Source organism: Superficieibacter sp. (assembly GCF_032071645.1).
GTDB lineage: Bacteria > Pseudomonadota > Gammaproteobacteria > Enterobacterales > Enterobacteriaceae > Superficieibacter.
The window spans coordinates 1-26,660 of the sequence record NZ_DAMAPU010000009.1 but is presented as its reverse complement, the minus strand read 5'-3'; the positions used below and the strand labels follow the sequence as shown (position 1 = coordinate 26,660).

Sequence of the window (26,660 nt, the reverse complement as noted above, 5' to 3'; positions counted from 1 at the left end):
TAGCGCATTCGTGAAAACGGGCCGCCCGAAGGCAGCCCGTCAATTTTTACTCTGCTTCATCTAACCAGACTAGCAGAATCGCCTCGAGAATTTTTTCACTGGATGCGCTGGGATCGTCATCAAACTCGTCCAGTTCGCAAATCCACTGATGCATATCGGTGAAGCGCACCGTTTTCGGATCGAGATCCGGGCGGCTGTCATACAACGCTTCGCCGATCTCGCGGCTGTCGGTCCATTTCAGTCCCATGATCAATGCTCCCGCGCGTGGTTGATGGTGTAGCGCGGGATTTCGACCACCAGATCTTCATCGGTGACGCGCGCCTGGCAACCTAAACGGCTTTCCGGCTCCAGACCCCAGGCTTTATCCAGCATGTCGTCTTCGTCTTCGGTGCTTTCTGCGAGGGAGTCAAAACCTTCACGCACGATGCAGTGGCAGGTGGTGCAGGCACAGGATTTTTCGCAGGCGTGTTCGACCTCGATACCGTTGCGCAGGGCAACGTCGAGGATCGTTTCGCCAGTCTCAGCTTCCAGAACTGCGCCATCGGGACAGAGATCCTGATGAGGCAGAAAAACAATCTTTGGCATATTAAACCTCGTCCACGGAGTGACCTTTCAGCGCGCTACGGACCGACTGGTCCATGCGGCGAGCGGCGAACTCCTGGGTTTGCTTATCAACATTTTTAATGGCTTGTTCTATTGCGTCGGTATCATTGCCTTCGGCGGTTATCCGCAGGTGAGCGGCCGCCTCTTCAATGCTCTGACGCTCTGCGGCGCTTAGCAGCGCGGCATCGGCAGCGAGCGCACCGGTCAGACTCTCCAGCACACGCGCGGCTTCGACTTTTTGCTCAGCCAGCATTCGCGCCTGAACATCCTGCGCGGCATGGCTCATGGAGTCCTGGATCATGGTGGCGATCTCACCATCCGTCAGCCCGTAGGACGGTTTGACCTGAATAGAGGATTCGACGCCGGTCGATTTTTCCATCGCCGTGACGCTCAGCAGGCCGTCGGCATCGACCTGGAAGGTGACGCGAATATGCGCCCCGCCCGCGGGTAACGCCGGAATACCGCGCAGCGCAAAACGCGCCAGCGAACGGCAGTCCTGCACCAGCTCGCGCTCACCCTGCATCACGTGGATGGACATCGCGGTCTGGCCGTCTTTAAAGGTGGTGAATTCCTGCGCGCGCGCCACCGGAATGGTGGTATTACGCGGAATGACTTTCTCCACCAGACCGCCCATGGTTTCAAGGCCCAGCGACAGCGGGATCACGTCCAGCAGCAGCATTTCGCTATCCGGCTTGTTGCCGACCAGAATATCCGCCTGAATTGCCGCGCCGATGGCAACGACTTTATCCGGGTCGATAGCGGTCAGCGGGGTGCGTGCGAAGAACTCGCCGACGCGCTCGCGCACCAGCGGCACGCGGGTCGAACCGCCTACCATCACCACTTCGCGTACTTCCTGCGCCTCAACGCCCGCATCTTTCAGCGCGCGACGGCAGGAAAGCAGCGTGCGTTTGACCAGCGCGGCGATCAGTTCATTGAACTGCGCGCGGGTAACTTCGCCCTGCCAGCCCGCCACGTTGACGGTAGTCACGTCCGCATCGCTGAGCGCGATTTTAGCGGCGATGGCGGCGTCAAGCAGCTGACGCTGCACGCGGTCGTCGCTGCGATCGGCAATCCCTGCCTGCTCGCGCAGAAAATCCGCCAGCAGGTGATCGAAATCATCGCCGCCGAGCGCGGAGTCGCCGCCGGTCGCCAGCACTTCAAACACCCCACGGCTTAAGCGCAGGATCGAAATATCAAAGGTGCCGCCGCCCAGATCGTAAACGGCAATCACCCCTTCCTGACCGGAATCCAGCCCGTAGGCAATCGCAGCGGCGGTGGGTTCATTCAGCAGGCGCAGGACGTGCAGGCCCGCCAGACGCGCGGCGTCTTTGGTGCCCTGACGCTGGGCATCGTCGAAATAGGCCGGAACGGTGATGACTACGCCGTCCAGTTCGCCTTCAAGGGATTCGGTTGCCCGCTCTGCCAGCGCTTTCAGGATATCGGCAGAAATGCGGATCGGGTTGAGTACGCCCGCGTGAGTGGCGATCATCGGCAGGCCGTTTTCGCTGGCCTGGAACTGGTAAGGCAAATGCGGATAGCGCGCCTGAATATCCGCCAGCGAGCGCCCCATCATGCGTTTAACGGAACTGACGGTATTCGCCGGATCCCGCGCCGCCTGCTCACGCGCGGCATAACCCACGCGATGGCTCTGCGACTGATAATGCACGACGGACGGCAGCAGGTGGCGTCCTTCATGGTCAGGGAGCGTTTCTGCCTGACCGCTGCGCACGGTGGCGACCAGCGAGTTGGTGGTGCCAAGGTCGATGCCCACCGCCAGACGACGCTGGTGCGGCGCGGCGCTCAGACCCGGCTCACTAATTTGTAATAAGGCCATATTCGCTTCCAGAATTAAAAATCGAGCAGCTTTTCTTCGAGTTGTTCTGCTGAACTGCGCAGTTTATCGAGAAAACGCAGTTTACGCACGGTATCCGCCGCCGTTTCCCACGCCTCGTTTTCGAATTGTTCAATCATTTGCTGCTGGCGCGCGTCGTACATTTTTCCCACGCGGGTCATGAACGTCGCCAGCCGATCGCTGTCTTTAGCCTGGCCGATCTCTTCCAGCTCTTCACGCAGTTCCAGCTGTTCCATCAGAAACGCGGTGTCGCGCACGGTGTGCTGCTCGCTGGCGAGATCGAAGCCGTGCAGTGAGAGCAGATATTCGGCGCGGCTCAGCGGATGGCGCAGCGTCTGCCATGCCTGATTAATGGTGGCTGATTTTTGCACCGCCGCCAGTTGTTCCGCCGGGCTACCGCTGGCGAATTTGTCGGGATGAAACTGACGTTGCAGATCCTGAAAACGCGCTGACAGCGCCTCTTTATCCAGCGGATAGCGGGCAGGTAAACCAAAAAGAGTGAAATAATCCATAACAATCTTAGGGTTGGCCGGTTAAAACAAACCCCACGCGCAAAGCATTGCGGTGGGGTTTATTATTGATGCACGATTAAACGTGGAAGCTTTCGCCGCAGCCGCACTCGTCTTTAACGTTCGGGTTGGTGAATTTAAACCCTTCGTTCAAACCCTCTTTGACGAAATCCAGCTGCGTGCCGTCCAGAAATTGCAGGCTCTTGCCATCGACCACGACTTTCACGCCTTTATCTTCGAATACGGTGTCTTCTGCCGCCGGTTCGTCAACAAATTCCAGCACATAGGCCATTCCAGAACAGCCGGAGGTTCTCACCCCCAGACGCAGGCCGAATCCTTTACCACGGTTGGTCAGAAAAGCATTTACTCGCGCGGCAGCACTGTCGCTCAGGGTAATCGACATAGAGACCTCTGCTTATTTCACTTCACGTTTGCTTTTATAATCTGCAATTGCCGCTTTGATGGCGTCTTCTGCCAGGATCGAACAGTGAATTTTCACTGGCGGCAGTTCAAGCTCGTCGGCAATATCGGTATTTTTGATCGCCTGCGCTTCGTCAAGGGATTTCCCCTTCACCCATTCAGTCACCAGCGAGCTGGAGGCAATCGCCGAACCGCAGCCGTAGGTTTTGAAACGCGCGTCTTCAATGATACCGTCGTTGTTTACTTTGATCTGTAATTTCATTACGTCACCGCAGGCCGGTGCGCCGACCATACCGCTGCCAACGTTTTCGTCGCTGTTGTCGAAAGAGCCGACGTTGCGTGGGTTCTCGTAATGATCAATAACTTTTTCGCTGTATGCCATGATAGTTTTCCTCTGGTCCTGAACCGATTAGTGATGCGCCCATTCGATGCTGTTGATATCCACGCCCTGTTTGAACATTTCCCACAGCGGAGAAAGGTCGCGCAGACGGCCAATGGAGTTACGTACCAGTTCGATGGTGTAGTCGATCTCTTCTTCGGTAGTAAAACGACCTAAAGAGAAACGGATGGAGCTGTGCGCCAGCTCATCATTCATGCCCAGCGCGCGCAGCACGTAGGACGGTTCAAGGCTTGCAGAGGTGCAGGCAGACCCGGAGGAAACCGCCAGATCTTTCAGCGCCATAATCAGCGATTCACCTTCAACATAGTTGAAGCTGACGTTAAGAATGTTCGGTGCGCCCTGCTCGAGATCGCCGTTAAGGTAGACCTCTTCCATATCTTTCACGCCGTCCCACAGACGGTTACGCAGACCGCGCAGACGCGCCATCTCGGTTTCCATTTCTTCTTTGGCAATGCGGTAAGCTTCACCCATGCCTACGATCTGGTGGACAGGCAGCGTACCGGAACGCATACCGCGTTCGTGACCGCCGCCGTGCATCTGTGCTTCGATGCGGATACGCGGTTTACGACGCACGTACAGCGCGCCGATACCTTTCGGACCATAAATTTTATGGCCGGAGAAGGACATCAGATCCACTTTCAGCTGGCTTAAGTCGACAGGCAGTTTGCCCACGCTCTGGGTGGCGTCAACGTGGTAGATGATCCCGCGCGCACGGCACATTTCGCCGATAGTCGCGATATCCTGCACCACGCCGATTTCGTTATTCACGTGCATGATGGAAACGAGGATGGTGTCGTCACGCATCGCCGCTTCAAGTTCGTTGAGGTCAATAATGCCGTTGCGCTGCGGAGCGAGATACGTTACCTCAAACCCTTCGCGCTCAAGCTGGCGACAGGTGTCCAGCACGGCCTTGTGTTCGGTTTTGCTGGTGATGATGTGCTTGCCTTTTTTCTGATAAAAGTTGGCTGCACCTTTGATCGCCAGGTTATCGGATTCGGTCGCGCCGGAGGTGAAAACAATTTCACGCGGATCGGCACCCACCAGCTCGGCAATTTGATTACGGGCGATATCAACCGCCTCTTCCGCCTGCCAGCCAAAACGGTGTGAACGCGAGGCTGGGTTACCAAAAGTTCCGTCTAAGGTCAGGCACTGCATCATTTTCTCGGCAACACGCGGGTCCACCGGCGTGGTTGCGGAGTAGTCGAGATAAATCGGTAATTTCATTGCTCTTAAACTCCGTACATCGCTCATCAATGCAAAGGATCGGGCAATCGGCGGATGTTCAACCGTATTCGCGAGGGACATATACCCCGGCCCGATCCAGAATACTTTTATCGCTCTGCCGCTTAGGGCGCAGCAGGCGAATTTTATTAGGCGCGTAACTTAACGTTGATCTGGTCCTGCGCACGCGGGGTGCGCGTGGTTTCCTGGCTGTGCTGACGGTCAGACACATCCAGAATTTCCTGGTTATTCACCAGTTCACCGAGGGTAATATTGTTCAGGAAGCCGGTCAGACGGTCGCTAAGATCGCGCCACAGCGCGTGGGTCAGGCACTTGTCGCCGCCCTGGCAGCCGCCTTTACCCTGGCAGCGCGTGGCATCGACGGATTCGTCAACGGCGCTGATCACTGCGCCAACCGCGATGCTGCTTGCATCTTTACCCAGCAGATAGCCACCGCCCGGTCCGCGCACGCTGGAAACCAGCCCATTTTTGCGCAAACGCGAGAAAAGTTGTTCCAGATAAGAAAGGGAGATCCCCTGACGTTCAGAAATATCAGCCAATGGCACCGGGCCGGATTCGGAGTTGAGCGCAACGTCCAGCATTGCGGTCACGGCATAACGCCCTTTAGATGTCAGTCTCATATCTTACTTAACCTCAAACCTGGCCCTGCCTGGGCTTTTATTAAAATGGGGGTGTACTGCATAGCAGGGCCAAGTCTGACATTCCTGACTAAAATGGTCAACTATTTACTTGACTGTTTTAGTCAGGTATTTAACCTTCCGTGCCGTTTGGCTTTATTGCTCTTTTTGCTTCTGCTCAATCGACGCCAGAATGCCCCGCAGGATGTTCAGTTCCTGGCTTTCCGGGCGGGCACGGGTGAACAGGCGGCGCAGTTTGTTCATCACCTGCCCCGGATGACTTTCGCGAATAAACCCGGTGGTCAGCAGCGTTTGCTCCAGATGACCGTAAAAACGCTCCAGGTCGTCCACCAGCGGATACGGGGTTTCCACCGGCTCCGTCACTTCGCCCTTTTCCTGCGCGGCAAGCCAGGCCATCCGCACTTCGTAGGAGATGACCTGTACCGCCATCGCCAGATTCAGCGAACTGTATTCCGGGTTCGCTGCAATGGCGACGTGGTAGTGGCACTTTTGTAACTCGTCGTTGGTCAGCCCAACGCGCTCACGACCAAAGACCAGCGCGACCGGCGCATGTTCAGCTTCCGCCACGCTTTTCAGACCGCACTCGCGCGGGTCGAGCATCGGCCACGGCAGCGTGCGCGAACGGGCGCTGGTGCCGACAACCAGGCTGCAGCCTGCCAGCGCTTCATCCAGCGTATCCACAATGTGGGCGTGCCCGATGACGTCGCTGGCCCCGGCAGCCAGCGCGATGGCCTGCGAGTCCGGTTTTACCAGCGGGTTGACCAGCCACAGGTTGGTCAGGCCCATCGTTTTCATGGCGCGGGCAACAGAACCCATATTGCCGGTGTGAGAGGTCTCTACCAGCACAATTCGAATATTTTGCAGCATAGTTTTCTTAAGGCTAAAGAATATTCAGGCATATTAACATAAAGCGGAGACATAATCCGAATTCACTGTTATCATATGCGCCGTTTTTCCCCGTTCTTTAACATCCAGTGAGAGTAACCGATGCATCCGATGCTGAACATCGCCGTGCGCGCAGCGCGCAAGGCGGGTAACCTGATTGCCAAGCACTACGAAACGCCTGATTCTGTGGAAACCAGCCAGAAAGGCAGTAACGATTTCGTAACCAACGTCGATAAAGCCGCTGAAGCGCTGATTATCGAAACCATTCGCAAATCTTACCCGCAACACACCATTATCACCGAAGAAAGCGGTGAGCACGCAGGCGAAGATCAGGATGTACAATGGGTTATTGATCCACTGGATGGCACTACCAACTTCATCAAACGTCTGCCGCACTTCGCGGTTTCCATCGCCGTACGCATTAAAGGCCGTACCGAAGTGGCGGTGGTTTACGATCCGATGCGTAACGAGCTGTTCACCTCCACCCGTGGTCAGGGCGCACAGCTAAACGGCTACCGTCTGCGCGGCAGCAACGCACGCGATCTGGACGGCACCATTCTGGCGACTGGCTTCCCGTTCAAAGCCAAACAGCACGCGCCTGCTTATATGAAGATCCTCGGCAAACTGTACACTGAATGTGCTGACTTCCGTCGCACCGGCTCTGCCGCGCTGGACCTGGCTTATGTCGCCGCGGGTCGCGTAGACGGCTTCTTTGAAATCGGCCTTAAGCCGTGGGATTTCGCTGCGGGTGAACTGCTGGCGCGTGAAGCGGGCGCGCTGGTGTGCGATTTCACCGGCGGTCATAACTACATGACGACGGGTAACATCGTGGCGGGTAATCCGCGCGTCGTAAAAGCCATGCTGGCGAATATGCGTGACGAACTGAGCGAAGCGCTGAAGCGTTAATCGCCCTGACGGCCCCCGGTTTGCGGGGGCCGTTTAACTTCTGTAACGGTAATTATTATTCTCTGCGTCACCCTTCACGTCTTTTATTCCTTTCTGTGGCTTCCGGCCCGATATTTTCTAAAAACCTAAAATCCTAAAAACCGTCCCGGCGGCTGGGCGCTGAGCCACATAATCAGCGCGGCGACAATCAGTACCGCGCCGCCCGCCAGCGCCAGCGTTACCCAGCCCACCTGCCGCCACAGCACCGGTGCGCGGTTGCCGCTAAGTTTTACCGCCAGCGAGCGGAAGCTGTGAACCAGCAGTGCCAGTGAGGAAATGGTGATCGAGGTGCCCGCCGCCATCGCCAGCGCCGACATCACGCCCCAGCTAAACACGCCCACCACCTTACTGAATAACAGCACCATGATTGCCCCGGAGCACGGGCGCATCCCCATTGAGGCGATAATCATCAGCCGGGCGCGCCAGTCGTCGGTATTCTCCAGTTGCCCCGGCGTCGGCATATGCTGATGCCCACAGCCACAGTTTGCATGATGGTGATGGTGCGGCGCAAAGGCGGTAAAAACCGGCTTACGCAGCAACGCCCGCAGTTTTTTCAGCGCCCGCCAGCACAGAAAAATGCCCAGCACGCCCACCAGCGCATAGCTGCCTTTCTCCAGCCAGTAGCTGCTGAGGTGCAACATTCTGGCCGGGAGTTGCAACAGGGTCAGCACCACGACCACCAGGATAATGGCAACCAGCCCCTGAAGCAGCGACGCCGCCAGCGTCAGCCCGATACTGGAGCGCAGTTTTGACGGATGAGTCGCAAGCCATGTGGTAATAACGATTTTGCCGTGGCCCGGCCCCAGCGCGTGCAGCACGCCATACATAAAGCTAAACAGCAGCAGCGACATCCCGGCGCGTGACGGATTAAGCGACACCGCCTGCAACAGGCCGCTCAGCTGCTGATTCATCCCGCGCTGCCAGCTAATACTTTTCAGCATCACCTGCGGCCAGGCCTGCCAGAGCCACACGCCCCCCGCCAGTGCCAGCAGAATAAAAAGCGCCAGCGGCCACAGATCGGTCCAGCGACGGCTGCGGCGAGCGGAATTCATCACGAGGGACATTGTAAAACCACCTTTTGTGCGAACTGTTTGCCCAGATCCATATCCTCCGGCGGCGCGTCGGCCTTATCCAGCGACAGGGCATAGGCTGTCATTTTGTCATCCGGCTTTGGAGTATGCAGCACAAGCTTACATGACGCGGCACCGCTGACGGAAATATCGCTTTGCTGGTCATAGTGCATATCCACAAAATAGGTCGGATCAAACGTGGAGACGGTATAGGTCTGCCCGGATAACGGCTGCGGCTCTGCCAGCGGCACGACGAAGGTCAATACTGCCTTATGCCCCTCCCGCGCCAGCGCATATTCCGTCGGCCGGTTTTTAAATTTCACCTTCTGCTGATTGTGCCAGACCTCGGTAAAATAATGCTGGCCCAGCACGTTAGCCATCACTTCGGCCGCCAGCCTCTTCCAGACTTCATCGCCCGGCTTCGCGTTACCCGCATCGTACAGGAGATCGGCGGAGGTAATTTCATCCATCGTCCAGCGCATTTTCAGCGCCGTAAAATGCCCGTCGGCGGTGATGACATCGCTGCGCATACTGATAAAGCTGTGCGGATGCGCCGCCGCTGTCTGCGATAAAAATGCGAAAACCAGCCCCCACGCGCAGGGTTTAACTCTGTATTTGCCGTTCTTACGTGAAAAATTCTGTGACATTCCCCAGCATTCCTTATGGAAAGACGTCTGTTGGCGCTTTCGAATGGCGCTCCTTTGGCTATTCTTATCGAAAACCCTGTCTGGAACTATGCAGATGATGACTATCAGTAATCCGCCATCTGTGCTTTCCAGTCCACAGCGCCGCTGCCAGGTGCTTTTGATGTTGTATCTGCCGGGGGAAAATATTACCCCTGAATTCATAAGCAGAGTGAATAACGTAGACGGTGCCATTGCCCGGCAAGATATAGCTGAGGCGAACCATGAAATCCAGCGTTATCATCGCCTCACCATCATATCGCAGCCGGACGGTAGCTATCGGATTGAAGGCACGACTCTCGACCAGCGCCTGTGCCTGCTGCACTGGCTTCGCCGGGCGCTGCGTCTGTGTCCGCAGTTTATCGAACAGCATTTTACTCCCACGCTGAAATCCCAGTTGAAGCTTCAGGGCATTGCCCGCACGCTGTATGACGAAACCAATTTGCAGGCGCTGATAAACCTCTGCGCCCGGCGTCTGAAAAGGCAGTTCGAGTGCCGCGATCGCCACTTTCTGCGGTTGTATTTGCAGTACTGCCTGCTCCAGCATCAGCTTGGCCTGTCGCCGGACTTCGATGCGGCACAGCAGATGTGGACCGAGGCGCGGGCGGAATATCACGCCACCGCCGATGTTATTCGCCACTGGCAGCGCCGGATCAGGCAGGCACTCCACGTCAATGAACATTTGTTTCTCGGCCTGCTGTTTATGGTGTTGCGCACCCCGGACCCGACGCACGACAGCCATCAGCAGGACATCCGCCTGCGGCTGGTGGTTGGGCAGTTGATCGTCCGTTTTCAGCAGCTGGCTGGCCGCCGTTTTAGCGACGAACAGGGGCTAAGCAGGCAGCTTTATATTCATCTGGCGCAGGCGCTGGATCGCAGCGTTTTCGGCATCGGCATCGATAACAGCCTGCCGGAAGAGGTCAGCCACCTTTACCCACGTTTGCTGCGCACCACCCGTGAAGCCCTGCATTGCCTGGAAGATGACTACGCTATCCGCTTTACCGATAATGAACTGGGATTAATTGCGGTGATCTTCGGTGCATGGCTGATGCAGGAGCAGGATCTGCATGAGAAACAGGTGCTGTTGTTGATCGGGGACGATCCGGGACTGGAGCAGGAGCTTGAGCAGCAACTCCGCGAACTGACGCTTCTGCCGCTCAATATCAAATACCTGACGCTGCATGCGTTCCAGAAACAGGGCGCGCCAAAAGAAGTGACCCTGGTGGTGACGCCTTACGTCACGCCCCTGCCCCTCTTCTCGCCACCGCTGATCCACGCCGAGCAACCGCTGAGCGTGAATCAGCGTGAACATATTCAGCAGATGCTGGAATCTTAACGCTGCGCCGCCACGCCGGGGCGCAGCAGCATAGCAGGCAGCGTCAGAAGCGCCATCACCCAGAACACGCCGTGCTGAAGGTGCTGATAGAGGAAGCCTGCAAACATCGTCATGATCGCAATGCTGCCACCCATCGCCACCGCCGAATACATCGCCTGTAAACGAATCACATCCCCACCCTGGCGCGCGGAAATGTAGCGCATCGCCGCCAGATGGCAGACGGTAAAGGTGCCGCAGTGCAGGATCTGCGCAACGATGAGCCACGGCAGCGCCGTGGACGCGCCCAGGATGCCCCAGCGCAGCAGGCCGCAGAATGCCGAAAGCAGAAGCAGATCGCGGGCGCTGAAGCGGCGAAACACTTTTTTGCTTAGCGCAAACGTGACCACTTCCGCGACCACGCCCAGCGACCACAAATAGCCCACGGCGGAGGCTGAGTAGCCTGCGCCCTGCCAGTAGATCGCGCTGAAACCATAGTAGGCCGCGTGCGCGCCCTGTAATAAAGAGACGCAGGCCAGAAAGCGCCAGTTCTGCACGATCAACGCGCGCCAGGCATCCCAGCCCGCGCCTTCCTGCTGACGCGATGCGCCCTGCGGCATGACCGACGGACGCAGCAGCATCCCCAGCAGCATTGACGCCACGCCAAGACTGAGCAGCGCGAGGATCGCCCGGTAATCATACAGGCTGACCAGCTTGCCGGTCAGGGCGGAGCCAATCACGAAGGCGATCGATCCCCACAGCCGCACCCGGCCATAATCCATGGTGATTTGTTTTTGCCAGGTGCCCGCCAGCGCATCGGTCAGCGGGACCAGCGGCGAGAAAAAGAGGTTGAAACCCACCATAACCACCATCAGCCACGCAACGTGGGTGCCGAACCAGAACGCCAGCGCGAAGACCAGCGTCAGCAAGGCCAGCACTCGCAGGGCCATAATCAGACGCCCCGGATCGCTGACGCGCGGGGCAATGATCAGGCTGCCAAGAAAACGGGCAACCAGCCCTGCGCCAAGCAGTAAGCCGATGGTTTCCGGCGTTAATCCACTGCCTTTGAGCCAGACGCTCCAGAAAGGAAGAAAAATACCGTAGCTAAAAAAGTAGGTGAAATAACTGAGCGCCAGCCAGCGCGTGGACTGCAAGACCATGATTCCCTCCCGTTGGATGGCGATAGTCTGGCGAGAAAGTCATGATTAAGCAAGTCCATAGCGCGCTATCAATTAACTTTTATTTAACATACCGACGTTCTTCTGCTTTTTAGTCTCCACGCGGGTAAGCACAAATAATCCCGACTGCCGCAGCAAACTCCGTCATTCTGTGGCAGCGCAGGTAAACCATGGAGAGAAAAAATGCCCTGTTTTAAGATAGTCCTGACCGTGTTTTTATTATCAGGATGCGCCGCCCAAACGGCTAATCCTCCGCCCTCTCAGTCGCCAATGGACGAATGCAGGCAGGCGCAACAAAGCGGTGATTCTGTCGCCAGCGCAACAAAGTGCAGCGCCATCATGCGCGACCAGTAGGACTCAAAATAATAAAGCCCACGCGAAGTGGGCTTTAGCGACGAGAGACGATAACGCTTATGCGTAAACCGGGAAACGGGCGCAGATATCCAGCACTTTCGCTTTGGTGCGCTCAATAACGGCTTCGTCGTTGATGCTGTCCAGCACGTCACACATCCAGCCAGCCAGTTCTTTCACTTCGGCTTCTTTGAAGCCGCGACGGGTTACCGCAGGTGTACCCACGCGGATACCGGAAGTGACAAACGGGCTTTTCGGATCGTTCGGCACGCTGTTTTTGTTGACGGTGATGTTGGCGCGGCCCAGCGCGGCGTCAGCTTCTTTACCGGTCAGGTTTTTATCAACCAGATCCAGCAGGAACAGATGGTTTTCCGTGCCGCCAGAAACCACTTTATAACCACGGTTCAGGAACACCTCAACCATCGCTTTGGCGTTCTTCGCCACCTGCTGCTGATAGGTTTTGAACTCCGGCTCCATCGCTTCTTTCAGCGCCACCGCTTTACCGGCGATCACGTGCATCAGAGGACCGCCCTGGCCGCCAGGGAATACGGCAGAGTTCAGTTTTTTGTACAGCTCTTCGCTGCCGCCTTTCGCGAGGATCAGGCCGCCACGCGGACCTGCCAGGGTTTTATGGGTAGTGGTGGTGACAACGTGCGCATGTTGTACCGGGTTCGGGTAGACGCCTGCGGCAATCAGACCGGCCACGTGAGCCATATCAACGAACAGGTACGCGCCGATGCTGTCGGCGATTTCGCGCATTTTCGCCCAGTCGACCACGCCGGAATAAGCAGAGAAGCCGCCGATAATCATTTTCGGCTTGTGGGTCTGCGCCTGTTTTTCCAAATCGGCGTAGTCAATTTTACCGCTCTCATCAATGCCGTAAGGCACGATGTTGTACAGCTTGCCGGAGAAGTTAACCGGGGAGCCGTGAGTCAGGTGACCGCCGTGCGCCAGGTTCATACCCAGCACGGTGTCGCCCGGCTCCAGCAGCGAGGTGTAAACCGCGAAATTCGCCTGCGAGCCGGAGTGCGGCTGCACGTTCGCATAGTCTGCGCCAAACAGCTCTTTCGCGCGGTCGATAGCCAGTTGTTCAACGATATCCACATATTCGCAGCCGCCGTAGTAGCGTTTGCCCGGATAGCCTTCGGCATATTTGTTGGTCAGCTGAGAACCCTGCGCCTGCATAACGCGCGGGCTGGTGTAGTTCTCGGAGGCGATCAGTTCAATGTGCTCTTCCTGACGTACTTTTTCTTGCTCCATCGCCTGCCATAACTCGGCATCATAATCGGCAATGTTCATTTCACGCTTTAACATCCGCATCTCCTGACTCAGCTAACAAGTAAATTTTAAGCAACGGCCCCCAGTATAACCGATTGCCATCGTGATAACAGGTCTTGACAAGTGATTTTACGCAAACGATTGGCTTGGCGCTATACAAGGGTTTTAAAGATAAATCCCCCGGAAATTTCAATGGAATTCTTTTCAGGTTAACGATGCGGATTTTTCACGTAGCAAAGCGCCATTTACAGCATAAGGTTATTTTTATAAGATGCATTTGAAATACATCTTATAAAAAGGAAATCGCTATGCTCGACGCTCAGACCATTGCTACGGTGAAAGCCACCATTCCCCTGCTGCTGGAAACCGGCCCCAAATTGACCGCGCACTTTTACGATCGCATGTTTGACCACAATCCAGAGCTGAAAGACATTTTCAATATGAGCAACCAGCGTAACGGCGATCAGCGTGAAGCGCTGTTTAACGCCATTGCTGCCTACGCCAGCAACATCGACAACCTGCCTGCCCTGCTGCCAGCAGTGGAAAAAATCGCCCAGAAGCACACCAGCTTTCAAATCAAACCGGAGCAGTACGATATTGTTGGCACCCACCTGCTGGCGACGCTGGATGAAATGCTCAGCCCCGGTCAGGAGATACTGGACGCGTGGGGCAAAGCCTACGGCGTGCTGGCGGGGGTCTTCATCAATCGTGAAGCGCAGCTTTATCAGGAGAACGCCCGTAAAACCGGCGGCTGGGAAGGCACCCGCGCCTTTCGTATTGTCGATAAAACCCCGCGCAGCAGCCTGGTGACCAGCTTTGAATTTGAGCCGCTGGATGGCGGGCCGGTAGCAGATTACCAGCCGGGGCAGTATCTCGGCGTCTGGCTGAAGCCAAAGGATTTTCCGTATCAGGAGATCCGCCAGTATTCACTGACCCGCAAGGCTGACGGCAAACGCTATCGCATTGCGGTTAAGCGTGAAGCAGGCGGTCAGGTGTCAACATGGCTACACAACACTGCGAACGTCGGCGACGTAGTGTATCTGGCTGCGCCAGCGGGCGATTTCTTTATGCAGGTTGCGCCGCAAACGCCGGTCACGCTCATTTCGGCAGGCGTCGGGCAGACGCCAATGCTGGCGATGCTTGATACACTGGCCCACGCGCAGCATCCTGCCACCGTTAACTGGTATCACGCGGCGGAAAACGGCGACGTTCACGCCTTTACCGATGAAGTGATGGCGCTGGGCAATGCCCTTCCCCGTTTTAACGCCCACATCTGGTATCGCCTGCCAACCGAAGCGGATCGGCAGGCGGGGCGTTTTCACAGCGAAGGGCTGATGAGTTTACGCCAGTTGCAGGGCGCGCTAAGCGATGCCGCCAGCGAGTATTATCTGTGTGGCCCGGTGGCGTTTATGCAGTTTGCCGCCCGGCAACTCATTGAATTTGGCGTGGCTAAAGACCGCATTCACTACGAATGTTTTGGCCCGCATAAAGTGCTGTAACCGCGACTCTCTCTTCTTTAATAGCGGATATCAGGGCGATACTGATATCCGTCCCCGGACTAATTCCTCACGCATTGATTTACGTGCGCTATGCGAGACTTTCGAAAGAAATATGTGCCTGTAAACCGTGTTATTATTAGAGCTTCCACTGCTTCGTTAGAGCATATGTTATGCAACATTCTGTTGTCCGCGTCGGGGAATGGCTGGTGACGCCTTCGGTGAATCAAATCAGTCGTCAGGGGCGTGAGATCACCCTTGAGCCGCGTTTGATTGACCTTTTGATGTATTTTGCGCAGCACCCGAATGAAGTGCTTAGCCGCGATAATATTATTGATCACGTATGGATGCGGACCATTGTCACTAACCACGTAGTGACCCAGAGTATTTCTGAACTGCGCAAATCGTTAAGAGACGGCGATGAGCGTAATCCTGAATATATCGTCACCGTGCCCAAACGCGGCTATAAGCTCACCGCGCCGGTGGTCTGGCCTGCGGAGTCAGAGTCAGACTCTGAGTCAGACGCCAGCGCAACCGTCGCCGCCCCGGTTATCGCCGCGCCCGCAGCGTTGCCCTCTGCACCTGCGCAGCCCGTGGCAGAAACCGTGCCGGACAGCACGTCGCACTCTGCCCCGGCAAAATCCGGCTTCGGCACCTGGCTGGGATTTTTGCTGTCATTAAGCCTGTTAGTCGCGCTGATCGTGATGACCCTGATTCACCACCAGCCCACGGTGACGAAAAGCCGACTGCTGCTCAATCCGCGAGACATTGATATTCGCTTTGACGGCGATGATTCCTGCACTAACTGGATATCCAAAAAGTCATACGCGATTGGGCTTGGCGCGCTGATCACCACTTCGCTCAACACTTTTTCCACCTTTATGGTTCACGACAAAACGAACTACAGCGTGAATGAACCCAGCAGTTCCGGTAAAACGCTGACCATTCGTTTTGTTAATCAGCGCCACTACCGCGCCCAGCAGTGCTTTATGTCGGTGCTGCTCATCGATAATGCCGACAGCTCCACCATGCTGGATAAACGCTATTTCATCACCGACACCAATCAGCTCGCAATTCAGGACGATCTGTTCAGCAGCCTGTCTGCGGTGCTGACGCAGCCCTGGCCGGAGCGGATGCAGGCCCAGCTTGCGCAGTTTCGCATCCCACAAACCATGTCACTGACCGAATTTTACGAGGCCCGCCAGCTTATATTTTCCGGTGATGTTCAGTCGCTCGGTAAAGCCAGCGGCATTCTGGATAAAATCATGAAAGAATCGCCTGATTTTATCTATGCGTATGAAGATAAAATTCTGGTTGATGCCCTGCGTCAGTCCCAGCAATCCTTAGATCAACAGCAAACTACCGCCTTAAACGAAGAGTTAGTTAAATTAACCCGCATTCCGGGAATTCAGCAGACCTCCGTTTATTACAAGATCCAGACCATTGATATGTTGGGTAAAGGCAATATCAGTGGCGCTTACGAGGCCATCAATAAAAGCATCGAGCTGGAAATGTCATGGCTGAATTATGTGTTGCTGGGTAAGGTCTACGAAATGAAGGGCGAGAATCGACTGGCGGCCGATGCCTACATTACCGCCTTCAATTTACGCCCTGGCGAAAACACGTTGTACTGGATTGAAAATGGCATTTTCCAGACCTCGCTGGAAAAAATCGTGCCCTATCTTAATGGGTTTCTCGCCGAGGAATAAAATCCGGCGTTAATATGCTAAATCCAGTTAAATAAAACATTAATAAACTCACAACTCAATGTAAAAACAATGTTGCCAAAAATAGCTAATGTTATTTTTGGCAACATAAAACCCGACTTTTATGCCAGACGTAACCAACTGAATTTAAACACTCTTTATAGTTTCCTGATATCTTCCCTGATATTTTTGTGTTACTCGAAAAATGTCCACCTGTTATTTATGCAATGTTTGTATTTATTTCACTTTTCCTTTAGGACTTTTCCGAGGCAGATCGGTAATCTCGTCGCCAGTTGGACGGGTCAATGAACATTTATGACGCACTGATCCGGTTCTTAAAAATACCGTTCAGGAGAAGTAAACATGAGTTCTGCCAAAAAGATCGGGCTATTTGCCTGTACCGGCGTTGTTGCCGGTAATATGATGGGGAGTGGGATTGCCTTATTACCTGCGAACCTCGCCAGCATCGGTGGCATTGCCATTTGGGGCTGGGTCATCTCTATTATTGGTGCAATGTCTCTGGCTTATGTTTATGCCCGACTGGCTACCAAAAACCCGCAGCAGGGCGGCCCTATTGCTTATGCGGGAGAATTATCTCCGGCATTTGGTTTCCAGACCGGCGTACTTTATTATCATGCCAACTGGATTGGTAACCTCGCGATCGGCATTACCGCCGTTTCTTATCTTTCTACCTATTTCCCGATTTTAAATAACCCGATCCCGGCAGGTATAGCCTGTATCGCGATTGTCTGGGCGTTCACCTTTATTAATATGCTGGGTGGCACCTGGGTTAGCCGTCTGACCACCATCGGCCTGTTCCTGGTGCTGATTCCGGTTGTGCTGACTGCGGTTGTCGGCTGGCACTGGTTTGATATCGCCACTTACCATGCGAACTGGAACACCTCGACCACCACCGATCCTCACGCGGTGATCAAAAGCATCCTGCTGTGCCTGTGGGCGTTCGTCGGCGTGGAATCCGCCGCTGTCAGTACCGGGATGGTAAAAAACCCGAAACGTACCGTACCGATGGCAACCATGCTGGGTACGGCGCTGGCAGGGATCGTTTATGTTGCCGCCACCCAGGTTATTGCGGGTATGTACCCGGCTTCCGTAATGGCTGCTTCCGGTGCGCCGTTCGCAGTTAGCGCGTCGACCATTCTGGGCGGCTGGGCGGCACCGCTGGTGTCTGCATTTACAGCCTTCGCATGTCTGACCTCGCTGGGTTCCTGGATGATGCTGGTAGGCCAGGCCGGTGTGCGTGCTGCCGATGACGGCAACTTCCCGAAAGTGTATGGCGAGCTGGATAAAAACGGCATTCCGAAGAAAGGTCTGCTGCTGGCAGCGGTGAAAATGACCGGCCTGATGATCATCATCACCATCATGAACTCCAGCGGCGGTAAAGCCTCTGATCTGTTCGGTGAACTGACCGGTATCGCGGTACTGCTGACCATGCTGCCTTACTTCTACTCCTGCGTTGACCTGATCCGCTTTGAAGGCATCAACGTGCGCAACTTTGTTAGCCTGATTTGTTCCGTTCTCGGCTGTGCGTTCTGCTTCATCGCGCTGATGGGCGCCAGCTCCTTCGAACTGTCCGGCACCTTTATCGTCAGCCTGATTATCCTGATGTTCTACGGCCGCAAAATGCACCAGCGCCAGAACAACGACAACGAGACTGCCGAAGCGCTTTAATCGCCTCTCCCCTATCCCAAAGGCTCCTTCCTGCACCTGTCATGCCGTGACGGGAGGGGCCTTCTTTATCTGGAATATGATTATGTCTATGAATGTTATTGCCATCATGAATCACATGGGCGTTTACTTCAAAGAAGAGCCTATTCGTGAGCTGCATCGCGCGCTGGAAGGTCTGAACTTCCGCATTGTTTACCCGAACGACCGTGAAGACCTGCTGAAACTGATCGAAAATAATGCCCGCCTGTGCGGGGTAATTTTCGACTGGGACAAATACAACCTTGAGCTGTGCGAAGAGATCAGCAGCCTGAATGAATACATGCCGCTGTACGCGTTTGCTAACGCTTACTCGACGCTGGACGTGAGCCTGAACGATCTGCGGATGCAGGTTCGCTTCTTCGAATACGCGCTGGGCGCGGCAGCCGACATCGCGGCAAAAATCCGTCAGAACACCGACGAATACATCGATACCATTCTGCCGCCGCTGACCAAAGCACTGTTCAAGTATGTTCGAGAAGGTAAATATACCTTCTGTACGCCGGGTCATATGGGCGGCACCGCGTTCCAGAAAAGCCCGGTCGGCAGCATTTTTTATGACTTCTTCGGCCCGAACACCATGAAATCAGACGTGTCGATCTCCGTGTCTGAACTGGGCTCCCTGCTGGATCACACCGGTCCGCATAAAGAAGCCGAAGAATACATCGCCCGCGTATTTAACGCAGAGCGTAGCTACATGGTGACTAACGGCACCTCTACGGCGAACAAAATCGTCGGCATGTACTCTGCGCCTGCGGGCAGCACGGTGCTGATTGACCGTAACTGCCACAAATCGCTGACTCATCTGATGATGATGAGCGACATTACGCCGATTTATTTCCGTCCGACCCGTAATGCCTACGGCATTCTCGGCGGTATTCCGCAGAGCGAATTCCAGCGCGACACCATCGCCCAGCGCGTGAAAGAAACCCCGCGCGCCAGCTGGCCGGTCCACGCGGTGATCACGAACTCGACTTACGACGGTCTGCTGTACAACACCGACTACATCAAAAAGACGCTGGATGTGAAATCCATCCACTTTGACTCCGCGTGGGTGCCTTACACCAACTTCTCGCCAATCTATGCCGGTAAATGCGGTATGAGCGGTGGTCGCGTCGAAGGGAAAGTGATCTACGAAACCCAGTCCACGCACAAACTGCTGGCGGCGTTTTCACAGGCATCGATGATCCACGTTAAAGGGGATATCAACGAAGAGACGTTTAACGAAGCGTTCATGATGCACACCACCACCTCTCCGCACTACGGTATCGTGGCCTCCACTGAAACCGCTGCGGCGATGATGAAAGGCAACGCCGGTAAGCGTCTCATCAACGGGTCGATTGAGCGTGCGATCAAGTTCCGTAAAGAGATCAAACGTCTGAAAAACGAATGCGACGGCTGGTTCTATGACGTGTGGCAGCCGGAACATATCGATGGCCCGGAATGCTGGCCGCTGCGCTCTGACAGCGCCTGGCACGGCTTCAAGAACATCGATAACGAGCACATGTATCTCGACCCGATCAAAGTGACCCTTCTGATGCCGGGTATGAAGAAAGACGGCACGATGGATGACTTTGGTATTCCGGCAAGTCTGGTCGCCAAGTACCTCGACGAGCGCGGCATTATCGTCGAGAAGACCGGTCCGTATAACCTGCTGTTCCTGTTCAGCATCGGTATCGATAAAACCAAAGCGCTGAGCCTGTTGCGCGCGCTGACCGAATTCAAACGCGCGTTTGATCTCAACCTGAGGGTGAAAAACATCCTGCCTTCGCTGTACCAGGAAGCGCCGGAATTTTACGACAATATGCGCATCCAGGATCTGGCGCAGAACATCCATAAACTGATTGCGCATCACGATCTGCCGGACCTGATGTACCGTGCGTTTGAAGTGCTGCCGTCAATGGAAATGACCCCCTACGCCGCTTTCCAGAAAGAGCTGCACGGTGAAACAGAAGAGGTTTACCTCGAAGAAATGGTAGGTCGCGTTAACGCCAACATGATCCTGCCGTACCCTCCGGGAGTGCCGCTGGTGATGCCGGGTGAGATGATCACCGAGCAGAGCCGTCCGGTACTGGAGTTCCTGCAAATGCTGTGTGAAATCGGCGCTCACTATCCGGGCTTCGAAACCGATATTCACGGCGCATACCGTCAGGCGGATGGTCGTTACACCGTAAAAGTGCTGAAAGAAGAGAACACAAAATAAGTCAAATACCCAAAGGGAAGCGGCCTGCCGCTTCCCTGTTTCACGCCGCAAGGAGTCGACATGAAAACACCCTCACAACCGCGCGCGATTTATTACATCGTGGCGATTCAAATCTGGGAATACTTCAGCTTTTACGGCATGCGTGCCCTGCTCATTCTGTATCTTACTCACCAGCTTGGTTTTAATGACGGCCACGCTATCGATCTCTTCAGCGCCTACGCTTCTCTGGTTTACGTTACCCCTATTCTCGGCGGCTGGCTTGCCGACCGCCTGCTCGGCAACCGCACGGCGGTGATCGCGGGTGCGGTGCTGATGACCCTCGGCCACATTGTGCTGGGGCTGGAGTCCGATTCAACGCTAAGTCTGTATCTCGCGCTGGCGATTATTATCTGCGGCTACGGCCTGTTTAAATCGAATATCAGTTGCCTGCTGGGCGAGCTTTACGCGCCGGACGATCGCCGACGCGACGGCGGTTTTTCGCTGCTTTACGCGGCGGGTAACATCGGCTCTATCGCCGCCCCCATCGCCTGCGGGCTGGCGGCCCAGTGGTACGGCTGGCACGTGGGTTTTGCACTGGCGGGGATCGGCATGTTTCTCGGCCTGCTGATTTTTTTAAGCGGCCACCGTTATTTTCAGCATACGCAAAGCGTGAACAAACCGGCGCTGCGGACGGTGAAATTTGCCCTCCCGACCTGGTGCTGGCTGCTGGTGATGCTCTGTCTGGCCCCGGTATTCTTTACGCTGCTGCTGAAATATAACGCTGCTGGCTACCTGCTGGCGCTGGTCTGCGTCATCGCGGCGTGGATCGTGGCGCGCGTTATGCTGACATTCCCGCAACACCGCCGCGCCCTGTGGCAAATCGTTTTGCTGATGCTGACCGGGACGCTGTTCTGGGTGCTGGCGCAGCAGGGCGGCAGTTCTGTCAGCCTGTTTATCGATCGCTTCGTCAACCGTCACTGGCTGAATATCGAAGTGCCAACGGCGCTGTTCCAGTCGGTCAACGCGGTGGCGGTGATGACCGCAGGCGTGGTGCTGGCCTGGCTGGTTGGTCCGCAAGGCGGGATAAGCTCCACGCTGCGCGTCTGGCTGAAATTTGCCGTCGGGCTGGTACTGATGGGCGGCGGTTTTCTGCTGCTGGCGCTGAATGCGCACAGCGCGCACCTGCACGGGCAGGCGTCGATGGGAATGATGATCGGCGGGCTGGCGCTGATGGGATTTGCTGAGCTGTTTATCGATCCGGTGGCGATGGCGCAAATTACCCGGCTGAATCTGCCCGGCGTGACCGGCGTACTGACCGGGATCTATATGCTCGCCACCGGCGCGGTCGCTAACTGGCTGGCGGGCGTGGTGGCACAGCAGACTGTCGAATCACAAATCAGCGACGCGGCGGTTGCCGCCTACGGGCGCTTTTTCTCGCAAATGGGAGAGTGGACGCTCAGCTGCGTGGCGCTGATTGCAGTGCTGGTGTGCCTCAGAGAAGCATGGACCCGCGCGGCGCTGGTGCGCGAGTAATTCAACATTGCTGCCCGTCCGTTGACGGGCAGCAGGATCAGATTGCCGCGTCGTCTTCCTCGCCGGTACGAATACGCACAACCCGCGCCACGTCAAAGACGAAAATTTTACCGTCGCCGATTTTACCGGTCTGCGCGGTGCGGATGATGGTATCAACGCAGGTATCCACGATGTCGTCCGTCACCACGATTTCAATTTTTACCTTCGGCAGAAAATCCACCATATATTCCGCGCCACGGTACAGCTCGGTATGGCCTTTCTGACGGCCAAAGCCTTTGACTTCGGTGACGGTCATGCCGGTGATGCCGACTTCGGCCAGCGCTTCACGCACGTCGTCGAGCTTGAAGGGTTTGATTATCGCATCGATCTTTTTCATGGTGTTCCCTGGAAACATGGTCTGTTTGATTCGCGTAAACGGTTGCTCACCGTATCATAACTTATCGCAAAAGTAGCGGAAATTACTCTTTGAAATCGTTGGCATCCAGCTCATGGCGCGAGAGTAGCTTATAAAACTCCGTGCGGTTGCGCCCCGCCATTCGCGCGGCATGGGTGACGTTGCCTTTGGTGATTTGCAGCAGCTTGCGCAGGTAGTTCAGCTCAAACTGGTTTCGCGCCTCGGCAAACGTCGGCAGCGCGGTGTTTTCCCCCTCCAGCGCCTGCTCCACCAGCGCATCGCTGATCACCGGCGATGAGGTCAGCGCCACGCACTGTTCAATAACGTTTACCAACTGGCGCACGTTGCCCGGCCAGCTTGCGGTCATCAGACGTTTCATGGCGTCGGTGGAAAATGCCCGCACGAAGGGTTTGTGGCGGTCGGCAGAGAGGCGCAGCAAATGATTCGCCAGCAGCGGAATATCTTCGGTGCGCGCCGCCAGCGGCGGGATCTTCAGGTTCACCACGTTCAGACGGTAAAACAGATCTTCACGGAATTCGCCGCGCGCCATCGCTTTTGGCAGATCGCGGTGGGTCGCAGAAACGATCCGCACGTTGATGTCGAGATCGCGGTTGCTGCCCAGAGGACGCACTTTTCGCTCCTGCAGGACGCGCAGGAGCTTGACCTGAAGCGGGATCGGCATGTCGCCAATCTCATCCAGAAACAGCGTGCCGCCTTCCGCCGCCTGAAACAGCCCTTCCCGGTTGCTGACCGCGCCGGTAAATGCCCCGCGCGCGTGGCCGAAGAGTTCAGACTCCAGCAATTGTTCCGGCAACGCCCCGCAGTTAATGGCGATAAAGGGTTTGCTGCTGCGCGGGCTGGCGTTATGGATGGCCTGGGCGAACACCTCTTTCCCGGTGCCGCTTTGGCCGTTAATCAGCACGCTGACGTCGGACTGCGCTACCATTCGCGCCTGCTCCAGCAGGCGCAGCATCACCGGGCTGCGGGTGACGATCGATTCACGCCAGCGCTCGTCCGTGGTGGGAGCCGAGTGTTCGAGCGCGTCGTCAATGGCTTTATACAGCGCGTCTTTATCCACCGGTTTGGTCAAAAAGCTGAACACCCCCTGGCGGGTGGCGGAAACGGCATCCGGGATCGAGCCGTGCGCGGTCAGAATGATGACCGGCATCCCCGGCTGAAGTTTCTGGATCTCGCTGAACAACTGCATCCCGTCCATCTCGTCCATTCGCAGATCGCTTATCACCAGATCGACCTTTTCACGCCGAAGGACGCGCAACCCTTCCTGCCCGCTTTCGGCGGTGACCACGCTGTAGCCTTCGCTGGTGAGGCGCATTCCCAACAGCTTGAGCAGGCCGGGATCGTCATCGACCAATAAGAGATGCGCGGTTTTACGGCTTATCATGGTTTATCCTCACTCTCTTTTGGCGCGGCGGGTTTTTCTCCCTGATGGCCCGCATCGGGGCTTAACGAGCCTGCGGGCTTGCGGGAAGAAAGCTGGCGCTCGATATCGGTCAGATTCTCCAGCTTGCGGGAAGTGAGATCGAGCTGGTTTTGCAGGTATTGCTGCTGCTGGCGCAGGGTGTCGAGTTCGCCATCGGTGGACTGCTGGAGCTTACTGTAGCGGTAGCGCTCCTCCGAAAGCTGGAGCTGTAACGCCTGGCTATCGCGCCAGAGCTGATACAGCGGACGCACCTGGGCCGGTATTTGTGGGCTGAGGGCATCCAGTTGGGCGACGCTGGTGCGTCGTTCCACGGGAGTGATTTTGGCGTTTGCCAGCAGGATGCCGCGCTTAAAGGCGTCCTGCCAGACATCATCGGCGTAGGCACGCGCTTCAGTCCGCGCCTGCTGGGGCGAAAGCCGTTCCGCGCAGTCAATGCCGCGCAGCCAGTACAACGGGTTTTTATCACTTTCATTTCCGCCCGAAAGCCAGATATTGGCACAATCGGTCGATAAAAAATCTGCCATTTGATGCTGCGGAATTTTCTCTTCGGGCTTATCCGGCGTCAGACGCGGCAAATGGGATGAGCAGCCCGCCAGCAGCAGACTGGCGAGCGGCAATGACCAGAAACGGCGAGCAGAAGCAGCGGAATAAAAGCGAGCCAGTACGTGTGACATATTCACCAGATTTATATTCATTTTAGTTTGATTCCGGTCCCGGAAGGGGAAGCTCAATGCGAAAACAGACGTTCCCCGTGCTTTCATCGACAAGGTGAAGTTCGCCCTGCATGCGGCGGATACAGTCGCGGGCAATGCTAAGCCCCAGTCCGCTGCCTTTTACTGCGCCTTTGCGCTGGTGGCTACCCTGATAGAAAGGCTCAAAAATCATCGACTTTTCAGCATCGGGGATCGGCGTGCCGGTATTACTCACTTCAATGCGTACCCGGTTATCATGCCGTTGGCTACGAATATAAATGTTACCGGATTCATCGCCATAGTGCACCGCATTCGAATAAAGATTATCCATAACGCTCATCAATAACATCGGCTCCGCCAGGCACACGGGTGCGCTCAGCGTGACGCTGGTCTGCATCATTTTAGCCCGCGCCGGGAGGCTGTGGGCTGAAACCACCATCTCGACCAGCGGGCCGATCTCCACGTTTTCCAGTTCGATGGCGCTGTCGACCAGCTTACGGTTGTAATCGAGCAGTTGCTCAATCAGCTTTTGCAGATTGCGGCTGCTGGCATCGAGGATATTCACCACCTCTTCCTGTTCAGCGGTCAGCGGCCCGACGACCTGATCGGCCAGCAGCTCTGTGCCTTCGCGCATACTGGCAAGCGGCGTTTTCAGTTCATGAGAGAGATGGCGCAGGAACTGGTGACGCTGCGCTTCCAGCCAGGCCAGCCGTTCGCTCAGCCAGATAATGCGCTGGCCCACGGAGCGCAGTTCTCGCGGGCCGCGAAATACCACGGTGTTGCCCAGCGAGCGCCCTTCTCCCAGCCGGTTGATCATCCGCTCAATGCCCTTCACCGGTCCAATAATCATCCGGGTGAATAGCAGCACCATCACCAGACTGACCAGAAACAGGATCAGCGCCTGCCAGCCAAAGAACTGACCGCGCTCGGCGATCTCCTGTTGCAACTGCTGACCACGGGAAAAAACCACCGCGCGGGTGGCCTGCACCATTTCGGTATTAGCGCTGGCAAAGGCTTCGAGCTGAATAGCAGATTGCTGCGTCGGCCCGCTGTTGAGGCACTGAAGCTGGGAAAGGTTGTTCAGATCCTGACGCAGGGTTTGATAGAGTTTGTCGTCCGGCAACACGCCCGCATGGGCATCGAGCATATCAATATAGCGCTTGCGCTGGCTCTGATATACCCGCGCGAGGGTGGCGTCGTCCAGCACGCAATACTGGCGATAGCTACGTTCCATTTCCAGCGCCGCATTGGTCATGGCCTCGCTGCGCCGGGCATCAATCAGCGTGGTACGGTTGGTCTGCGCCGCCTGGGCGCTAAGCGCGTTCAGGCTCTGCCACGCCTGCCACGCCAGCACCAGCAGCGGCAGCAATATCAGCAGAAACGCCAGCATAACCAGTTGTCGTAGCGAACGGGGGAAAATGGACCAGCGCTTCAAGATGTTACTCTCATCAAACCTGAATAACGCGATGCTAACTGAGGCGAGAGATGGATACAATAAAGCCGGGGATTAACCCGGCTTTATTATTAAATTAGGCGGTGCCTAACTCGACGTTTCGCCCTGGGGTTGATATAGCAACGCTGATATCAGATGTTGGACGGCAGGCACCTTGTTGTGCGTCATTCGAAGTTTATGTAGCGCGTCCCGAAGGGGCTGACATAAGAAGGTGAATGAGCCACTGGTAAGTATTATGCAGTATGCGTGCCAGTTTTAAAAACTATTTGTTATGTTTATGTTTTAGCGGGTATTTATTGATGATATGAAACCAAACGGTTCAGGATGCTTTTCAGTCAGACTGTCGTTAAAAAACAACACCGAAAGATGAATATCTTATAATCCCATAAAATCAATAATTTAAATGTCGCCGATTAGCGACATTCCCTAAGCGCAATGTCGGGCATTGCCGACACCTTTTGCCTCGCGGGGTCACAAAAAAAGCCGGATGCGTTTATCTGATGCTGGTCAGTTAAGGAAACCGGGCCTGATAAGTCGGGTCTCAAAGAAGATAAAACGGGCTGAAAGTCTGATGCCGGTTTTCCGCCCTCTCCCTGGCCCTCTCCCCCGGGAGAGGGAATGGTCCGGCGTCGTGACTGGATTTGTCATCTTTACTCAGGCTAAGGGGTCCACCAA

At 55.8% G+C, this 26,660-nt stretch carries 24 protein-coding genes; 7 read left to right on the top strand and 17 right to left on the bottom strand.

The genetic code is table 11. The annotated features are described in order from the left end of the window. Window positions 1-46: 46 nt before the first annotated feature. The 9 genes from iscX to trmJ form a co-directional block, all read right to left on the bottom strand. Complete coding sequence (gene iscX, locus RT197_RS15940; RefSeq protein ID WP_312952133.1) at window positions 47-247, bottom strand: Fe-S cluster assembly protein IscX; 201 nt, start codon at window positions 245-247, stop codon at window positions 47-49. 2 nt (window positions 248-249) lie between these two features. Then, the gene (gene fdx, locus RT197_RS15935) at window positions 250-585 is read right to left on the bottom strand and encodes an ISC system 2Fe-2S type ferredoxin (protein ID WP_312952132.1); all 336 of its coding nucleotides are present in this window, start codon (window positions 583-585) and stop codon (window positions 250-252) included. 1 nt (window position 586) lies between these two features. Continuing rightward, the gene (hscA, locus tag RT197_RS15930; RefSeq protein ID WP_312952131.1) at window positions 587-2,437 is read right to left on the bottom strand and encodes a Fe-S protein assembly chaperone HscA; all 1,851 of its coding nucleotides are present in this window, start codon (window positions 2,435-2,437) and stop codon (window positions 587-589) included. Between the two features lie 14 nt (window positions 2,438-2,451). Beyond that, the gene (hscB, locus tag RT197_RS15925; RefSeq protein ID WP_312952130.1) at window positions 2,452-2,967 is read right to left on the bottom strand and encodes a co-chaperone HscB; all 516 of its coding nucleotides are present in this window, start codon (window positions 2,965-2,967) and stop codon (window positions 2,452-2,454) included. A gap of 76 nt (window positions 2,968-3,043) precedes the next feature. Continuing rightward, complete coding sequence (gene iscA, locus RT197_RS15920; RefSeq protein WP_312952129.1) at window positions 3,044-3,367, bottom strand: iron-sulfur cluster assembly protein IscA; 324 nt, start codon at window positions 3,365-3,367, stop codon at window positions 3,044-3,046. Window positions 3,368-3,379: 12 nt separating this feature from the next. Beyond that, the gene (gene iscU, locus RT197_RS15915; RefSeq protein WP_103677685.1) at window positions 3,380-3,766 is read right to left on the bottom strand and encodes a Fe-S cluster assembly scaffold IscU; all 387 of its coding nucleotides are present in this window, start codon (window positions 3,764-3,766) and stop codon (window positions 3,380-3,382) included. 27 nt (window positions 3,767-3,793) lie between these two features. Beyond that, complete coding sequence (iscS, locus tag RT197_RS15910) at window positions 3,794-5,008, bottom strand: cysteine desulfurase (RefSeq protein ID WP_312952128.1); 1,215 nt, start codon at window positions 5,006-5,008, stop codon at window positions 3,794-3,796. Window positions 5,009-5,154: 146 nt separating this feature from the next. Further along, window positions 5,155-5,646: a Fe-S cluster assembly transcriptional regulator IscR gene (iscR, locus tag RT197_RS15905; protein WP_312952127.1), complete on the bottom strand. Its 492-nt coding sequence runs from the start codon at window positions 5,644-5,646 to the stop codon at window positions 5,155-5,157. 153 nt (window positions 5,647-5,799) lie between these two features. After that, window positions 5,800-6,531 (bottom strand): tRNA (cytosine(32)/uridine(32)-2'-O)-methyltransferase TrmJ, encoded by a 732-nt coding sequence (gene trmJ / locus RT197_RS15900; RefSeq protein ID WP_312952126.1) that lies wholly within the window; start codon window positions 6,529-6,531, stop codon window positions 5,800-5,802. A 120-nt stretch (window positions 6,532-6,651) separates the two neighbouring features. Here trmJ and suhB point away from each other — a divergent pair, with 120 nt between their 5' ends. After that, complete coding sequence (suhB, locus tag RT197_RS15895; RefSeq protein ID WP_312952125.1) at window positions 6,652-7,455, top strand: inositol-1-monophosphatase; 804 nt, start codon at window positions 6,652-6,654, stop codon at window positions 7,453-7,455. Window positions 7,456-7,580: 125 nt separating this feature from the next. Here suhB and RT197_RS15890 read toward each other — a convergent pair whose 3' ends face one another. Continuing rightward, window positions 7,581-8,558, bottom strand: coding sequence for a nickel/cobalt transporter (locus RT197_RS15890; protein WP_312952124.1), 978 nt, complete (start codon window positions 8,556-8,558; stop codon window positions 7,581-7,583). Continuing rightward, a complete protein-coding gene (locus RT197_RS15885; protein WP_312952123.1) occupies window positions 8,546-9,211 on the bottom strand; it encodes a DUF1007 family protein in 666 nt (221 codons plus the stop codon). Before RT197_RS15885 ends, RT197_RS15890 begins: the two co-directional genes overlap by 13 nt. A gap of 94 nt (window positions 9,212-9,305) precedes the next feature. Between RT197_RS15885 and csiE the strand changes: the two genes are divergently transcribed. Further along, window positions 9,306-10,583 (top strand): stationary phase inducible protein CsiE, encoded by a 1,278-nt coding sequence (csiE, locus tag RT197_RS15880; RefSeq protein WP_312952122.1) that lies wholly within the window; start codon window positions 9,306-9,308, stop codon window positions 10,581-10,583. Here csiE and RT197_RS15875 read toward each other — a convergent pair. Further along, window positions 10,580-11,719 (bottom strand): 3-phenylpropionate MFS transporter, encoded by a 1,140-nt coding sequence (locus tag RT197_RS15875; protein WP_312952121.1) that lies wholly within the window; start codon window positions 11,717-11,719, stop codon window positions 10,580-10,582. The two genes, csiE and RT197_RS15875, sit on opposite strands and share 4 nt — an antisense overlap. A 429-nt stretch (window positions 11,720-12,148) precedes the next feature. Further along, entirely contained in the window at window positions 12,149-13,402 is a 1,254-nt protein-coding gene (gene glyA, locus RT197_RS15870) for a serine hydroxymethyltransferase (protein WP_312952120.1), read from the bottom strand. Window positions 13,403-13,674: 272 nt separating this feature from the next. On the opposite strand from glyA, the gene hmpA reads away from it, so the two are divergent. The 5 genes from hmpA (at window position 13,675) to RT197_RS15845 (ending at window position 22,005) form a co-directional block, all read left to right on the top strand. Further along, entirely contained in the window at window positions 13,675-14,865 is a 1,191-nt protein-coding gene (gene hmpA / locus RT197_RS15865) for an NO-inducible flavohemoprotein (protein WP_312952119.1), read from the top strand. 170 nt (window positions 14,866-15,035) lie between these two features. Beyond that, the gene (cadC, locus tag RT197_RS15860; protein ID WP_312952118.1) at window positions 15,036-16,571 is read left to right on the top strand and encodes a lysine decarboxylation/transport transcriptional activator CadC; all 1,536 of its coding nucleotides are present in this window, start codon (window positions 15,036-15,038) and stop codon (window positions 16,569-16,571) included. 360 nt (window positions 16,572-16,931) lie between these two features. Continuing rightward, complete coding sequence (cadB, locus tag RT197_RS15855; protein ID WP_312952117.1) at window positions 16,932-18,257, top strand: cadaverine/lysine antiporter; 1,326 nt, start codon at window positions 16,932-16,934, stop codon at window positions 18,255-18,257. Between the two features lie 88 nt (window positions 18,258-18,345). After that, entirely contained in the window at window positions 18,346-20,493 is a 2,148-nt protein-coding gene (gene cadA / locus RT197_RS15850) for a lysine decarboxylase CadA (protein WP_312952214.1), read from the top strand. 60 nt (window positions 20,494-20,553) lie between these two features. Then, window positions 20,554-22,005, top strand: coding sequence for an oligopeptide:H+ symporter (locus RT197_RS15845; RefSeq protein WP_312952116.1), 1,452 nt, complete (start codon window positions 20,554-20,556; stop codon window positions 22,003-22,005). Between the two features lie 37 nt (window positions 22,006-22,042). On the opposite strand, the gene glnB is transcribed toward RT197_RS15845, so the two are convergent. The 4 genes from glnB to qseE form a co-directional block, all read right to left on the bottom strand. Next, entirely contained in the window at window positions 22,043-22,381 is a 339-nt protein-coding gene (glnB, locus tag RT197_RS15840) for a nitrogen regulatory protein P-II (RefSeq protein WP_002438074.1), read from the bottom strand. A gap of 82 nt (window positions 22,382-22,463) precedes the next feature. Beyond that, complete coding sequence (gene glrR, locus RT197_RS15835) at window positions 22,464-23,798, bottom strand: two-component system response regulator GlrR (protein ID WP_312952213.1); 1,335 nt, start codon at window positions 23,796-23,798, stop codon at window positions 22,464-22,466. Then, window positions 23,798-24,535 (bottom strand): two-component system QseEF-associated lipoprotein QseG, encoded by a 738-nt coding sequence (gene qseG / locus RT197_RS15830; RefSeq protein WP_312952115.1) that lies wholly within the window; start codon window positions 24,533-24,535, stop codon window positions 23,798-23,800. The genes glrR and qseG overlap by 1 nt, the downstream gene beginning before the upstream one ends. Before the next feature lies 1 nt (window position 24,536). Continuing rightward, window positions 24,537-25,967: a two component system sensor histidine kinase QseE/GlrK gene (gene qseE, locus RT197_RS15825; protein ID WP_312952114.1), complete on the bottom strand. Its 1,431-nt coding sequence runs from the start codon at window positions 25,965-25,967 to the stop codon at window positions 24,537-24,539. Window positions 25,968-26,660 lie beyond the last annotated feature (693 nt).